This is a genomic window from Sphingomonas sp., assembly GCF_035317925.1.
Taxonomy (GTDB): Bacteria; Pseudomonadota; Alphaproteobacteria; order Sphingomonadales; family Sphingomonadaceae; genus Sphingomonas_I.
Window position 1 is genome coordinate 1 of the sequence record NZ_DATHFV010000001.1, and the last position, 12,046, is coordinate 12,046.

Consider the following 12,046-nt stretch of genomic DNA (forward strand, 5'->3'; position numbering starts at 1 on the left):
CACGGCTGCCGAAATAGGTGCCGGCATCGGCCAGCGCCGAGGCATCCCAGTCATTATATTCGCGCCGGTCGAAATGCTCGTAGGCGGTGACGCTGGTCAGCTTCACCCCGCCGAGATCGATCGCCAACGTCGCATGGCCGCCCGCGGTTGTGTTGTCGCGGAACGGCTTGGTGTCGGTCTGGAAGCCGTGCAGCGCGGCGAAGGAAGCGGATGCGCCCCAGCCGGTGTCGCGGCGGCTCGTGTCCGCAGGGATCGTGCCGAGCGGATCGAACAGATAGAGGCCCGTTCCGTCCGACTTGTCGCGCCCGTAATGGCCCTCGACCAGCAGATCGACCGCGCCCTTGGTGTAGGCAAGCTCGCCGCGCGCACCCCAGCGATCGGCATCGCCCAACGAGCGCCCGTCGTCGCGATTATGCTGGAAGCCGCCGCCCTGTTCGGTCGCGGCGGCGACGCGCACGCTCAGCCCGTCGCCGATCGGCCCCGAAATATGCCCCTCGGCGCGGAATTCGCCGAAGCTGCCATAATCGGCATCGATCCCGGCGGAGAGCTTGCCCGTCGGGGGCGCGGTCAGGAAGTTGATCGCGCCGCCGGTGGTGTTGCGGCCATAGAGCGTGCCCTGCGGGCCGCGCAGCACCTCGACCCGGTCGAGATCGAACAGCAGGCCCTGCGTCTGGATCGGGAACGGCTTGGCGACCTCGTCGACATAGACGCCGACCGGCGAGGCGTTGTTCGACGCATAATCGTCGAAGCCGACGCCGCGCAGCCGGAAATTGGGTTGGCCGCTGCCGAACGCCGGCACCGCCTCGAGTCCGGGCGTCTGATATTGGAGCTGGTTGATATTGGTAACGCCGCGCGCCGCGAGGTCCGCGCCCTTGAGCACCGAGATCGCGACCGGCACCTTCTGCGCCGCCTCCGGCCGCCGCTGCGCGGTGACGACGATGTCAGGCAGCGTGTCGGGTGTCACCTGCGCAAAAGCGGAGGCCGGCAGCGCGACGAGGCCGAGCGCATAGAGCGCGCGACGCGAGAAGTTGCTCGTAGAGCGGTGAGGATTTCGCATTTCGCTGAAAAAATGGCAGCAACCCTGCCACAGCACAACCCGTGATTTCGCATTTCGCAAAAATTTATTAGGTTATGGTTGCGCGAAACGACGCAGAATGGAAATGCGGGCGCGTGGCGAAGAGCAATCCCAAGCAACCGATCGACCGCAGCGCGCCTGCATCGGTCGTTGCCGCGAAATTCGGCGGCCTGTCCCGCTTTTCGGCAACGATCGGGAAACCGCCCTCAACCGTGCACCGCTGGCTCGTCAGGGGCTATATCGACGGCGCCTACCACGCCGACATCCTGGCCGCGGCGCAAGAGCCGGGCAATCTGGTCGACGGGGCACGGCTCGTCCCGCTCGATTTCGTCGACACGCGCGTCGGCGACGATCGCGCGATGCTGGCCGCAACCGCCGCCAGCGCGTCGCGCCGTCTGGTCGACGCGCTGCCCGCCAGCGAAGCGAGCCATACCCATTTCACCCGCGCCGACTGGGCGCGGTTGCGTTCGGCGGTGCCGCTCACGCTCGACGAGGCCGATCTGGTACGCCTGCGTGGCGCCAACGATCCGATCTCGCTCGACGAGGTGCAGGATGTCTATCTGCCGCTGACCCGGCTCATCAACCTGCACGTCAACGCCGCCCACGGCCTCGCCCGCGTCACCGACGACTTCCTCGGCCGCCCGGCGGCGCGGCGGCCTTATGTGGTGGCGATCGCGGGCTCGGTCGCGGTCGGCAAGAGCACCAGCGCGCGTTTGCTGCGCGCTTTGCTGTCGCGCTGGCCCGACCATCCGCGCGTCGACCTCGTCACCACCGACGGCTTCCTCTATCCCAATGCCACGCTCAAGACGCGCGGGCTGATGGAGCGCAAGGGCTTCCCCGAAAGCTATGACGTGCGCCGCATGATCCAGTTTCTGGCGGATATCCGCCTGACCGGACGCGGCACCGCCCCGCTTTATTCGCACCATGTCTATGACGTGCGGCCCGAGGTGCAGGTGGTCGAGAACCCCGACATATTGATCTTCGAAGGCCTGAACGTGCTCCAGATCGGCGTCGGCTATGACGGCACGCGCGCGCCATTCACCGCGTCCGACTTCTTCGATCTGTCGATCTATATGGATGCCGCGCCCGGCGATATCGCCCGCTGGTTCGAGGAGCGCTTCATGCTGCTGCGCGCGACCGCCTTCCAGGATCCGACCGCCTTCTTCCACAAACTGGCGGTACTGCCCGAAGAGGAAGCACGCGGCATCGCGCGCCGCATCTGGCGCGACGTCAACGAGCTCAACCTGGTCGAGAATATCCTGCCCAGCCGCCAGCGCGCCGACGTGATCGTCCGCAAGGACGCGGATCACCGCATCGAGAGCTTGTGGCTCAGGAAGCTGTAATCTTCTCCCCTCCCGCTTGCGGGAGGGGCTTCAGGTCAGTCGACGAACAGAAGCGCGGGCGTCTCGACCAGTTTCTTGACCGCCTGCACGAAGCTCGCCGCATCGTGCCCGTCGACCACACGATGATCGCACGAGATCGACATGTTCATGATCTTGGCGATCACGATCTGGCCGTCCTTCACCACCGGCCGCTCGACCACCTTGTTGGGACAGAGGATCGCGACTTCGGGGCGGTTGATCACGGGCGTCGCGGCGATCCCGCCGAGCGGACCGAGCGAGCTCAAGGTCAGCGTCGAGCCTGACAATTCCTCGCTCTTGGCCTTGCCCGTCCGCGCGGCCTCGGCGAGGCGCTTCACCTCGGCCGAAAGCTGCCAGATATTCTTCGCCTGCGCGTCGTGGATCACCGGCACCATCAGCCCGGCGTCGGTCTGCGCCGCAATGCCGAGATGGATCGCGCCCGAGCGCGTGATGATGTTCGCCTCGTCATCATAGCGCGCGTTGATCATCGGGAATTTGGGCAAGGCCCGGCACATCGCAACGATCAGGAAGGGCAGGATCGTCAGCCGGTCCTTGCCGCCGCGCGTCTCGTTCAGGTCCGCGCGCAACGCCTCCAGCTTGGTGACGTCGAATTCCTCGACATAGGTGAAGTGCGGGATGTGGCGCTTCGACGCCTGCATATTCTCCGCGATGCGGCGGCGCAGGCCCACCACCTTGATCTGCTCGTCCGGGCGCGATCCGCCCGCGGCGCGATAGCCCTGATTGTAGGTCAGGAAGGCGTCGAGATCGGAATGACGGATGCGATCGCCTTCGGCTTTCACCTGCGCGAGATCGATGCCGAGATTTTTCGCCCGCTCGCGCACCGCCGGCGAGGCGAGGACGCGGCGATGCTCGGCCGGAGCGGGTGCGGGTGCTTCGACCTTCTGCGCGAGCGCCGGTGCGGCAGCCTTGGCGACCGGCGCGGGCTCCGGAATCGGATCGGGCTTCACCACCTCAGCCGCTTCGTTCGGCGCAACCTCGACCAAAGGCTCGGCAGCCACCGCCCCCTCGGCCTCGAACACCGCCAGCACCGATCCGATCGCGATCAGGTCGCCGACCTCGCCCGCGACCTCGATCACCTTGCCCGCCACCGGCGCGGTCATCTCGACCGTCGCCTTGTCGGTCATCATGTCGCACAGCGGATCGTCCTCGGCGACCGTGTCGCCAATCTTGACGTGCCACGCCACGATCTCGGCCTCGGCAATGCCTTCGCCGATGTCGGGCAGCTTGAACGAATAGCGGGACATCAGGCCTCCAAAACCTTCTCAAGCGCTTGCGTAAGCCGCACCGGCCCGGGGAAGTAAGCCCATTCCAGGCTATGCGGATAGGGCGTGTCCCAGCCGGTCACGCGCTCGACCGGCGCCTCGAGCGCGTAGAAGCAACGCTCCTGGATCAAGGCGGCGAGCTCGGCGCCGAAACCGCTGGTCTTGGTCGCCTCGTGCACCGCGACCACGCGGCCGGTCTTGCGCACCGAAGCCTCGATCGTCTCGATATCGAGCGGCAGCAGGGTCCGCAGATCGATGATCTCGGCGTCGATCCCCATTTCGGCGACCACGCCGACCGCGACATGGACCATCGTGCCGTAGCACAGGATCGTCACCGCCTCGCCCTCGCGCACGATCGCCGCCTTGCCGAGCGGGACGCGATAATAGCCTTCGGGCACGATCGCCGACGGATGCTTGGCCCACGGCGTCACCGGGCGGTCGTAGTGGCCGTCGAACGGGCCGTTATAGATGCGCTTCGGCTCGAAGAAGACGACCGGATCATTGTCCTCGATCGACGCGATCAGCAGGCCCTTCGCGTCATAGGGATTAGACGGAATCACCGTCTTCAGGCCCGCGACATGCGTGAACAAGGCTTCTGGCGACTGGCTGTGCGTCTGGCCGCCGAAAATGCCGCCGCCGAAGGGCGAACGCACCGTCATCGGCGCGGTATATTCGCCCGCCGAGCGGTAGCGCAGCCGCGCCGCTTCGGACACGAGCTGGTCGAGCGCGGGATAGATATAATCCGCGAACTGGATCTCCGGCACCGGGCGCAGGCCGTAGGCGCACATGCCGACCGCGACGCCGATAATGCCCAGTTCGGTGATCGGCGTGTCGAACACGCGCGTCTTGCCGTACTTCGCCTGGAGGTGCTCGGTCGCCTTGAAGACACCGCCGAAATAGCCGACGTCCTCGCCCATTACGACGATATCCGCGTCGCGGCCCATCATCACGTCCAGGGCGCTGTTGATCGCCTGGATCATGTTCATCGGCTTCGTCGCGGTCTCGACGGCGGTTTCCGGGGCGGCCTTGCTCATATGCCCGCCTTCTTGCGCTCGTCGGTCATCTGCTGCGACTGTTCCTTGAGGTGCCAGGGCTGCTCCTCGAACACATCCTCGAACATCGTCGTGAAGGGGTGCTGGAGCAGACCGTCGGCAAGGATGCCCTGCGCCTCCGCTTCCTTCTGCGCCGCACGCACCTGCTCGGCGACTTCCCGATCCATCACCGCGTGGCGCTCCTCGTCCCACGCCTTGATGTGGATGAGATGCTGCTTCAGCCGCGCGATCGGGTCGCCGAGCGGCCATTTCACATTCTCTTCGGCCGAGCGGTATTTGGTGGGATCGTCCGAGGTCGAATGGCCCTCGGCACGGTAGGTGAAGAATTCGATCAGGGTCGGCCCGGCATTGGCGCGCGCGCGCTCCGCCGCCCATTCGGTCGCGGCATAGACAGCCAGCGCGTCGTTGCCGTCGACCCTGAGGCCGGCCATGCCATAGCCGATCGCGCGCGCCGCGAAGGTCGTGTTCTCCGCGCCCGCAAAACCCGAAAACGAACTGATCGCCCACTGATTGTTGATCACATTCAGGATCACCGGCGCGCGATAGACGCTGGCGAAGGTGCAGGCGGAATGGAAGTCGCCCTCGGCGGTCGAGCCTTCGCCGCACCAGGCGGCGGCGATGCGGGTATCGCCCTTGGCCGCGCTCGCCATCGCGAAGCCGACAGCCTGCGGATATTGGGTCGCGAGGTTGCCCGAGATCGAGAAGAAACTCGCATCCTTGACCGAATACATGATCGGCATCTGCCGGCCCTTCAGCCGGTCGCCCAGGTTCGAATAAACCTGGCACATCATGTCGACCAGGCTCCAGTTCCGCGCGATCAGCAGGCCCTGCTGGCGATAGGACGGGAAGCACATATCGTCGCGGTCGAGCGCGTAGGCAGCCGCGATCGAGGTCGCCTCCTCGCCCGTGCATTTCATGTAGAAGCTGGTCTTGCCCTGCCGCTGCGCGCGATAGAGGCGGTCATCATAGGCGCGCGTCAGCGCCATGTGGCGCAGCATGCCGACCAGCCGCGCGGGCTCCAGCCGCGGATCCCACGGACCGACTGCCTTGCCCTCGTCGTCGAGCACGCGCACCAGACTATAGGCATGGTCGCGCATCGTCGCCGGTTCGGCATCGATCGCGGGGCGCGTTACCGCCCCGGCTTCGCCCCGATCGAAATCGGCATAATCGACCGCGTCGCCCGGCCGGAACTTGGGCTCCGGCACGTGCAGCGACAGCGGCGGCAAATTGCGGCGCGCGCCTTCGGCCATCTCTTCCATACCCTCCCAACGCGCTTTTCATGCGCTCGTTGCTCGTCGGATCGGCTTATAATTTTGTTTCACGATTGCGCAACATTAGTCGCGCGTCAGCCGAACCATTGCGGGTCACGGCCCTTATGCTTCTTGGGCAGCCGGCACGGGCCGTCAATCGCGATCTGCTGCGGCGTGTGCGGCAGGCCGATAAGCTGCAATTTATCGCGGTTGAGTATGTCGAGCCGCTCGAAAATGCTGGCAGCGGCGGTAGCAAATTCGTCGCGCGTCACCACCCGGTCGACGTCCAGATCGGCGGCCACGACCGGCTCCGGCACGTTGAGCCAGGCATAGCGCCCCGCCCCCATCGGCCCGCCATAATCGCGCGAATCGGCCATCGCCCCCACGTCCTGCTCGCGGCGCGAACGATCGAAGAAATCGTCGGGCCGCGCCGCGTAGATGGAGGTTTCGGGCGCGACCAGACTCTCATAGCGGCCGACCTCGTCCGGCGTGAGCTTGCCGTCCTTGTTGGTGTCCAGCGTGTCGAAGAAGCGGAGCGCGTCCGCGACCATCTCGTCGCGCGTAAGGAATCCATCATGATTCTTGTCCGCGCCTGCGAACCAGGCCTCGGACGGATAAGGCTGGCCCGCCTCGCCCCGGAACGGCTCGCCCATCGGCGACAGGAAAATCGGCTTGGTTCCGGGCCGCGCGCAGATCGGCGTCCCGGGCGGCAATTTGGGCGCCGCGACAGCCAGCGTCGCCGGCAGCGCCAGCGCGAGCAGCAGGCCGACGCGCAGGCCGGTTTTGATCAGAAAGCGCGCTCCAGCCGCTGGAGCAAGGCGCGCGCGGGGCTCGCCGACGCGATCGGCGCCTCGATCCCCGCAGCGACCCGGCCGACCCGCTCGTGCAGGTCGATGCCCGCCATGATCAGCCGCCGGGCAGAAGTCGGCATCGCGCCCAGCACCTCGGTCGCGGTCGGCGCGCTGTCGCCCAGCCGCCGTTCGGGCGAGCGCGGATCGCCTTCGGGCAGCTCGCCGGTCGCGATCGCACGGCGCGTCGCCAGCCAGGCGATGACATGCATAAGCCGCGTCGTCGCCTTCAGCGCCTCGCACGCGAACTGGACGCGTTCCTTGGGATCGAGCCCTTCGCGCTCGGTCCGTCCCGCCATGTCGTAATACGCATGCGTTTCGTCGGCGAGCAGCAGCGCCTCTGTATAGAGTTGCTGCGCGACACGGTCGGACAAAGCAGGGCCACGTACTACGGCCATAGCGATCCTTTCGCCTTCCTTCATGCCACAGGAACGGGCCCTCCGGAATGTGCAAAGAGGGTTAGCGGCAACACCCTTTCCAATGCTTGAACGTCTGTTTTGGCTTCCTATCTCTTTTTCAGCTTCCGTCGCCTTTCAGGGGCGGAGGCGAACGGTCCGGCGGGATGCCGCGGGCCGCCAAGACATGTTCGATCGCTTTGAAAGGATTGATGTTATGCGTTCATTCGATTTCGCGCCGTTGCTGCGCTCCTCGATCGGCTTCGAGAATCTGAACCGCCTGGTCGACTTCGCGACCCGCGGCGAGGGCGACGCCTACCCGCCCTACAATATCGAGAAGGTCGGCGAGGATAGCTACCGCATCTCGATGGCGACCGCCGGCTTCACCCGCGAGGAACTCGAGATCACCGCGCAGGACAATGTGCTGATCGTCACCGGCCGCGCTTTGGAAGCCGCCGAGGGCGATGCCCGCGAGTTCCTGCACCGCGGGATCGCCAAGCGCGCGTTCGAGCGCCGTTTCCAGCTCGCCGACACCATCAAGGTGACCGGCGCGGCCTATAATGACGGCCTGCTCGACATCCAGCTCGTCCGTGAGGTGCCGGAGCACAAGAAGCCCCGCAGCATCCAGATCGACGGCGCGTCTTCCAGCAATGGGCAGCCGCAGGCGATCGACACGGCCAACGATCGTCAGGCGGCCTAAGCCTCCAGCCTGACGGTATGCCCGGCGCGCCCTTTCCCCCCAAGGGCAGCGCGGGCTTCAGGACCCCCTTCCGCGACCCTGGCGGGAGGGGGTTTTTGTTTGCCTAGTCGATGGTGTGGCAAAGCTTTTCTTCAGCTTCTGACGATGTGCTGCACAAAGCCATGTCGCGCAGGAGCTGTCGCTCGTAGGCAAGATTTCGACGCGGATCCGACTTGGCGCCATTTGCGTGAACGCTGCCGTCGAACAAGTCACGAGATGCCAATGCCTGCGCCGCCGTTCGCAGTTCCGCATCGCATCGATCCACAATTCGCCCTGCCTGTTGGGGCGAGACCCTGGCTGCATCCAGCCCGACGCGCGCGTCAGCCGTGCATTTCGTGTAGGCGTAGACCGGCGCGAACGTGTCGTCCTCGGGTACCTTCTTCGAGCATCCGCCGATCCCGACGCTTTGGATCAAAGCCATCATCACCAAGGCGGTCGGGAGTATTTTTCGTTGCATCGGCAGCGTCCTTGTTACTGCCTGCCAATCGCTTAAGCGATGATATCCGGGATCAGCTGATCCTCAAGCGCCGCGATCTCGTCCTTGAGCTTGAGTTTGCGCTTCTTGAGTCGGGCGATCTGGAGCTGGTCGTTGGCGGGCGCGAAGATCAGCGCGTCGATCGCGTCGTCGAGGTCGCGATGCTCCTGCCGCAATACCCCGATCAGCCGAATGGTCTCGATCTCGTCCATCACCAAACCCACCCCGCGAACCCGATCCCGTTAGGCGTTTGCACGATTCCGCTCAAGGGGTTGAGGCATAGACTTCGTAGCCCTGTCGCCGGCCTTGATCGACAGCATGAATCGCGCGCTCATCATGATTCGAGAGCCGCCGGTGACGCCGTCTGGCCTATCGATCCGTAATGATCGCAATCACTCTCGCCGAAGCGGTGCGAATTCGCCGCGGACGGTGCGAATCAGCGCGAGACTCGGACGTCGGTTAGTGATCTATTTGGAGGTCCGACCAGAGAAGAAGGAGCGAGTCGAATGACGAATTCCCATTCGAATGTACTGATGGCCAAGCATGCCCGCCTGGACGCGCAGATCCAGAACGAGCAGCACCGGGCGGCCCCGGACACGATTCTCGTCGCGATGCTCAAGAAACAGAAGCTCAAGATCAAGGAAACGCTCGCCCGCCTCGGCTGAGCCCCCGTGTCCCCGGTCGTTATGCGGCCGGGGAACCCACTCACATCAGTTTTTCAGCTTCCAGCCGCTGCGGATCAGTCCGTAGCAGAGGATGCCGAGCGCGGCGTTGACCCCGAGCAGCACGATCGCCCCGACCGCGATATTGCTGTCGGCTATCCCGAGGAAACCATAGCGGAAACCCGAAATCACATAGAAGAACGGGTTCAGATGGCTGAATGCGCGGAACGCGCCGTGCAGGCCCTCGATCGAATAGAAGGTGCCCGACAGCAGCGACAGAGGCTGGACCACGAAATTGGTCACCGTCGCATTGTGATCGAACTTTTCCGCCCAGATCGAGGTCAGCACGCCCAGGAAGGCGAGCATGCACGCGCCCATCAACCCGAAATAGAGCGCGGCCCACGGCACCACCGGCAGGATATGGCCCGGCCAGACGTTGACGATGATCATCAGCGCGAAGCAGATCAAAACCGCGCGCGTCACCGCCGCACCGACCAAGGCCGACAGCAATTCGCCCGACGACAAAGGCGGCATCAGATAATCGACGATCGTGCCCTGCATCTTGCCGACCAGCAGCGAGAAGCTGGCATTGGCGAACGCGTTCTGCATCATCGACATCGCGATCAGCCCGGGGGCGGCGAAAACGGCGAAGGGCACGCCCATCACCAGCTTGCCGCTGCGCCCGAACGCGATCGAAAAAACCAGGAGCAACAGGAAGGCCGAAAAGGCCGGTCCCCACACAGTTTGCAGTTGCACCTTGAAGAAACGCCTTACCTCCTTGATATAGAGGGCGCGCAGTCCTCCCCAGTTGATCATTGCGATCACCGGTTCGCCGGGGGCAGGACGTTTAGTTTCGATCGAGGCGTCGTTCACGAGCGTCCGGTAGCCACCGGGTGCCGCAGCGGCAAGCCTCGAAGCCATGGGAAGCAAATGAATGTCGTGGACTGACGATCGGATCGAGCAGCTCCGGCAGATGTGGCAGAACGGCCATACCGCCAGCCAGATCGCCGAAACGCTGGGCGGTGTCAGCCGCAATGCCGTGATCGGCAAAGCGCATCGCCTCGGCCTACAATCGCGCCCCTCGCCGGTGAAGCCGGGCGAGGCCGACGCCGCCGAGCCGGCGCCGAAGCCCGCAGCGGCAGCGCCCGCACCGGCCGCGCCCAAGGCGGCCCCTGCCCCGGCGGCTGAACCGGCCGAGCCCAAGGCGGCAGCCGCGGTGGACCCGGACGCCAAGCCGGCCGCCCCCGCCCCGATCGTCCGCTCGATCGGCCCCGGCGGTTTCCAGCGCCAGAACCCGCACGAGCAGCAGTCGCCGATCCCGCCCGCGCCGCCGCGCCGGCTGGTGCCCGCCAAACCGTCGGCCGACATGGCCGACAAGACCAGCCTGCTCGATTTGAACGATCGCATCTGCAAATGGCCGCTCGGCCATCCGGGCGAGCCCGATTTCCACTTCTGCGGCAACGCGGTGAACCCGGGCTTTCCCTACTGCCTCGAACATTGTTCGGTCGCCTATCAGGCGCAACTGCCCCGCCGCGACCGCCGTCCGCCGCCGCCGCTGCCTTATGGCGGCCCCCGCGTCCGGTAACGGACGCCGACGGGCAACGCAGACGCTAGTCAAAGAAGCCGGGAGCGACCTCCCGGCTTTTTTATTACGTCACCCCGGACTTGTTCCGGGGTCCACTCCGCGGCTTGGCGCTTGCCTGCCGGTGGATGCCGGAACAAGTCCGGCATGACGGACTAGGGACGGCTCAGCCATTCGGCGTCGGCGACGAAATGCGCCCGGATCGCGATGAGCCGTGGCGCGTTGGGAGCGCATGAAAATCCTCAGAACCGCCGCGATCGCCCTTGGCCTGGTCCTCGGCGGGTCGGCCCATGCCACCAGTGACGATCTCCGCTCGATCACCGGCATGCAGGACCATTATCGCGTGCTGATCGTGTTCACGCCGTCGCTCGCGGACGCCCGCCTGGCGGCGCAGCGCGCTATCATGGCCCAGTTCGCGCTGGAGGCGTCCAAACGCGATCTGCTGTTCGTCCAGGTCGATCCGATGACCGTGATCGGCGCGAGCGACAAGGCGGACAAGCTCCGCCGCAAGTTCGTCGTGCCCGTGCTCAACTATCACGCGATCCTGATCGACAAGGACGGCCGCACGCTGCGCGAGGCCCCCGGTCCGATGGATGGCGCGGCGATCCTGCACGCGATCGACGTCAGGCCGTTGCGCAAAACCGAGGTAATCCGCGCCCATGCGGGCAAGGCGGTCGTGGACAAGAGCTAAGGCGCACCGCTAGGGTCGGCTTGCATATGGCCGACGATCTCTTCGCTTCCACCGGACAATCCGCTTCCAACAATTACGACGCTTCCGCGATCGAGGTGCTGGAGGGGCTTGAGCCCGTCCGCCGCCGCCCGGGCATGTATATCGGCGGCATCGACGAACGCGCGCTGCATCACCTCGCCGCCGAAGTGCTCGACAATGCAATGGACGAAGCCGTCGCGGGCCATGCGACGCGGATCGACGTGACGCTGGCGGCGGGCAACCGGCTCACCATCACCGACAATGGCCGCGGCATGCCGGTCGACGAGCATCCCAAATATCCGGGCAAGTCGGCGCTGGAAGTGATCCTGACGATGCTCCATTCGGGCGGCAAGTTCAGCGACAAATCCTATGCCACGTCCGGCGGCCTGCACGGCGTCGGCATCAGCGTCGTCAACGCGCTCTCGACCGACACCGTGATCGAGGTCGCGCGCGATCGCACGCTCTATCGCCAGACCTTCGCGCGCGGCCTGCCGACGTCGAAGCTGGAGACGATCGGGCCGACCCCCAACCGGCGCGGCACCAGTGTCGCCTTCACGCCGGACACCGAGATTTTCGGCGAGGCGATGCGCTTCAAGCCGACGCGGCTGTACCGTC

The 12,046-nt window shown here is 65.5% G+C and carries 15 protein-coding genes; 6 read left to right on the forward strand and 9 right to left on the reverse strand.

The genetic code is table 11. From position 1 onward, the window contains the following. Nucleotides 1–1,057 (reverse strand): TonB-dependent receptor (locus tag VK533_RS00005; RefSeq protein WP_324373757.1); only part of this gene is annotated, 1,057 nt, incomplete at its 3' end. A 113-nt stretch (nucleotides 1,058–1,170) separates the two neighbouring features. Here VK533_RS00005 and coaA point away from each other — a divergent pair. Beyond that, nucleotides 1,171–2,418, forward strand: coding sequence for a type I pantothenate kinase (gene coaA / locus VK533_RS00010; protein ID WP_324373759.1), 1,248 nt, complete (start codon nucleotides 1,171–1,173; stop codon nucleotides 2,416–2,418). Nucleotides 2,419–2,453: 35 nt separating this feature from the next. On the opposite strand, the gene VK533_RS00015 is transcribed toward coaA, so the two are convergent. The 5 genes from VK533_RS00015 to VK533_RS00035 all read right to left on the reverse strand — a co-directional run bounded on the left by VK533_RS00015 (nucleotide 2,454) and on the right by VK533_RS00035 (nucleotide 7,267). Then, entirely contained in the window at nucleotides 2,454–3,701 is a 1,248-nt protein-coding gene (locus tag VK533_RS00015; protein ID WP_324373761.1) for a dihydrolipoamide acetyltransferase family protein, read from the reverse strand. Further along, on the reverse strand, nucleotides 3,701–4,705 hold the full coding sequence (locus tag VK533_RS00020; RefSeq protein WP_324373780.1) for an alpha-ketoacid dehydrogenase subunit beta: 1,005 nt from the start codon (nucleotides 4,703–4,705) through the stop codon (nucleotides 3,701–3,703). The genes VK533_RS00015 and VK533_RS00020 overlap by 1 nt, the downstream gene beginning before the upstream one ends. A gap of 44 nt (nucleotides 4,706–4,749) precedes the next feature. Next, a complete protein-coding gene (locus VK533_RS00025; RefSeq protein WP_324373781.1) occupies nucleotides 4,750–6,021 on the reverse strand; it encodes a 3-methyl-2-oxobutanoate dehydrogenase (2-methylpropanoyl-transferring) subunit alpha in 1,272 nt (423 codons plus the stop codon). Nucleotides 6,022–6,116: 95 nt separating this feature from the next. Next, nucleotides 6,117–6,734, reverse strand: a complete 618-nt coding sequence (locus tag VK533_RS00030) for a hypothetical protein (RefSeq protein ID WP_324373763.1) — start codon at nucleotides 6,732–6,734, stop codon at nucleotides 6,117–6,119. A 74-nt stretch (nucleotides 6,735–6,808) separates the two neighbouring features. Next, nucleotides 6,809–7,267 (reverse strand): DUF1465 family protein, encoded by a 459-nt coding sequence (locus VK533_RS00035; RefSeq protein ID WP_324373765.1) that lies wholly within the window; start codon nucleotides 7,265–7,267, stop codon nucleotides 6,809–6,811. Nucleotides 7,268–7,481: 214 nt separating this feature from the next. Here VK533_RS00035 and VK533_RS00040 point away from each other — a divergent pair, with 214 nt between their 5' ends. Next, entirely contained in the window at nucleotides 7,482–7,964 is a 483-nt protein-coding gene (locus tag VK533_RS00040; protein WP_324373766.1) for an Hsp20 family protein, read from the forward strand. Nucleotides 7,965–8,067: 103 nt separating this feature from the next. Here VK533_RS00040 and VK533_RS00045 read toward each other — a convergent pair whose 3' ends face one another. Together VK533_RS00045 and VK533_RS00050 are read right to left on the reverse strand one after the other, a co-directional pair. After that, nucleotides 8,068–8,460, reverse strand: a complete 393-nt coding sequence (locus VK533_RS00045; RefSeq protein ID WP_324373768.1) for a hypothetical protein — start codon at nucleotides 8,458–8,460, stop codon at nucleotides 8,068–8,070. Between the two features lie 32 nt (nucleotides 8,461–8,492). Further along, nucleotides 8,493–8,690: a YdcH family protein gene (locus VK533_RS00050; RefSeq protein WP_324373770.1), complete on the reverse strand. Its 198-nt coding sequence runs from the start codon at nucleotides 8,688–8,690 to the stop codon at nucleotides 8,493–8,495. Between the two features lie 294 nt (nucleotides 8,691–8,984). Between VK533_RS00050 and VK533_RS00055 the strand changes: the two genes are divergently transcribed. Next, a complete protein-coding gene (locus VK533_RS00055; protein WP_324373772.1) occupies nucleotides 8,985–9,143 on the forward strand; it encodes a YdcH family protein in 159 nt (52 codons plus the stop codon). Nucleotides 9,144–9,188: 45 nt separating this feature from the next. Here VK533_RS00055 and VK533_RS00060 read toward each other — a convergent pair whose 3' ends face one another. Continuing rightward, nucleotides 9,189–9,956: an ABC transporter permease gene (locus VK533_RS00060; protein WP_324373783.1), complete on the reverse strand. Its 768-nt coding sequence runs from the start codon at nucleotides 9,954–9,956 to the stop codon at nucleotides 9,189–9,191. A 118-nt stretch (nucleotides 9,957–10,074) separates the two neighbouring features. Between VK533_RS00060 and VK533_RS00065 the strand changes: the two genes are divergently transcribed. The 3 genes from VK533_RS00065 to VK533_RS00075 all read left to right on the forward strand — a co-directional run. Further along, entirely contained in the window at nucleotides 10,075–10,725 is a 651-nt protein-coding gene (locus VK533_RS00065) for a GcrA family cell cycle regulator (RefSeq protein WP_324373774.1), read from the forward strand. 229 nt (nucleotides 10,726–10,954) lie between these two features. Further along, complete coding sequence (locus VK533_RS00070; protein ID WP_324373776.1) at nucleotides 10,955–11,413, forward strand: DUF4174 domain-containing protein; 459 nt, start codon at nucleotides 10,955–10,957, stop codon at nucleotides 11,411–11,413. 26 nt (nucleotides 11,414–11,439) lie between these two features. Then, nucleotides 11,440–12,046: ATP-binding protein (locus tag VK533_RS00075; RefSeq protein ID WP_324373778.1), on the forward strand; the 607-nt coding region annotated here is incomplete at its 3' end.

Excerpts from the sequence above, each read along its gene's own strand:
- VK533_RS00015 (WP_324373761.1), bottom strand. The coding sequence starts at position 3,701 with ATGTCCCGCTATTCGTTCAAGCTGCCCGACATCGGCGAAGGCATTGCC.
- VK533_RS00025 (WP_324373781.1), bottom strand. The coding sequence starts at position 6,021 with ATGGCCGAAGGCGCGCGCCGCAATTTGCCGCCGCTGTCGCTGCACGTG.
- VK533_RS00035 (WP_324373765.1), bottom strand. The coding sequence starts at position 7,267 with ATGGCCGTAGTACGTGGCCCTGCTTTGTCCGACCGTGTCGCGCAGCAA.
- VK533_RS00045 (WP_324373768.1), bottom strand. The coding sequence starts at position 8,460 with ATGCAACGAAAAATACTCCCGACCGCCTTGGTGATGATGGCTTTGATC.
- VK533_RS00070 (WP_324373776.1), top strand. The coding sequence starts at position 10,955 with ATGAAAATCCTCAGAACCGCCGCGATCGCCCTTGGCCTGGTCCTCGGC.
- VK533_RS00065 (WP_324373774.1), top strand. The coding sequence starts at position 10,075 with ATGTCGTGGACTGACGATCGGATCGAGCAGCTCCGGCAGATGTGGCAG.
- VK533_RS00060 (WP_324373783.1), bottom strand. The coding sequence starts at position 9,956 with ATGATCAACTGGGGAGGACTGCGCGCCCTCTATATCAAGGAGGTAAGG.
- VK533_RS00050 (WP_324373770.1), bottom strand. The coding sequence starts at position 8,690 with ATGGACGAGATCGAGACCATTCGGCTGATCGGGGTATTGCGGCAGGAG.
- VK533_RS00020 (WP_324373780.1), bottom strand. The coding sequence starts at position 4,705 with ATGAACATGATCCAGGCGATCAACAGCGCCCTGGACGTGATGATGGGC.
- VK533_RS00055 (WP_324373772.1), top strand. The coding sequence starts at position 8,985 with ATGACGAATTCCCATTCGAATGTACTGATGGCCAAGCATGCCCGCCTG.
- VK533_RS00040 (WP_324373766.1), top strand. The coding sequence starts at position 7,482 with ATGCGTTCATTCGATTTCGCGCCGTTGCTGCGCTCCTCGATCGGCTTC.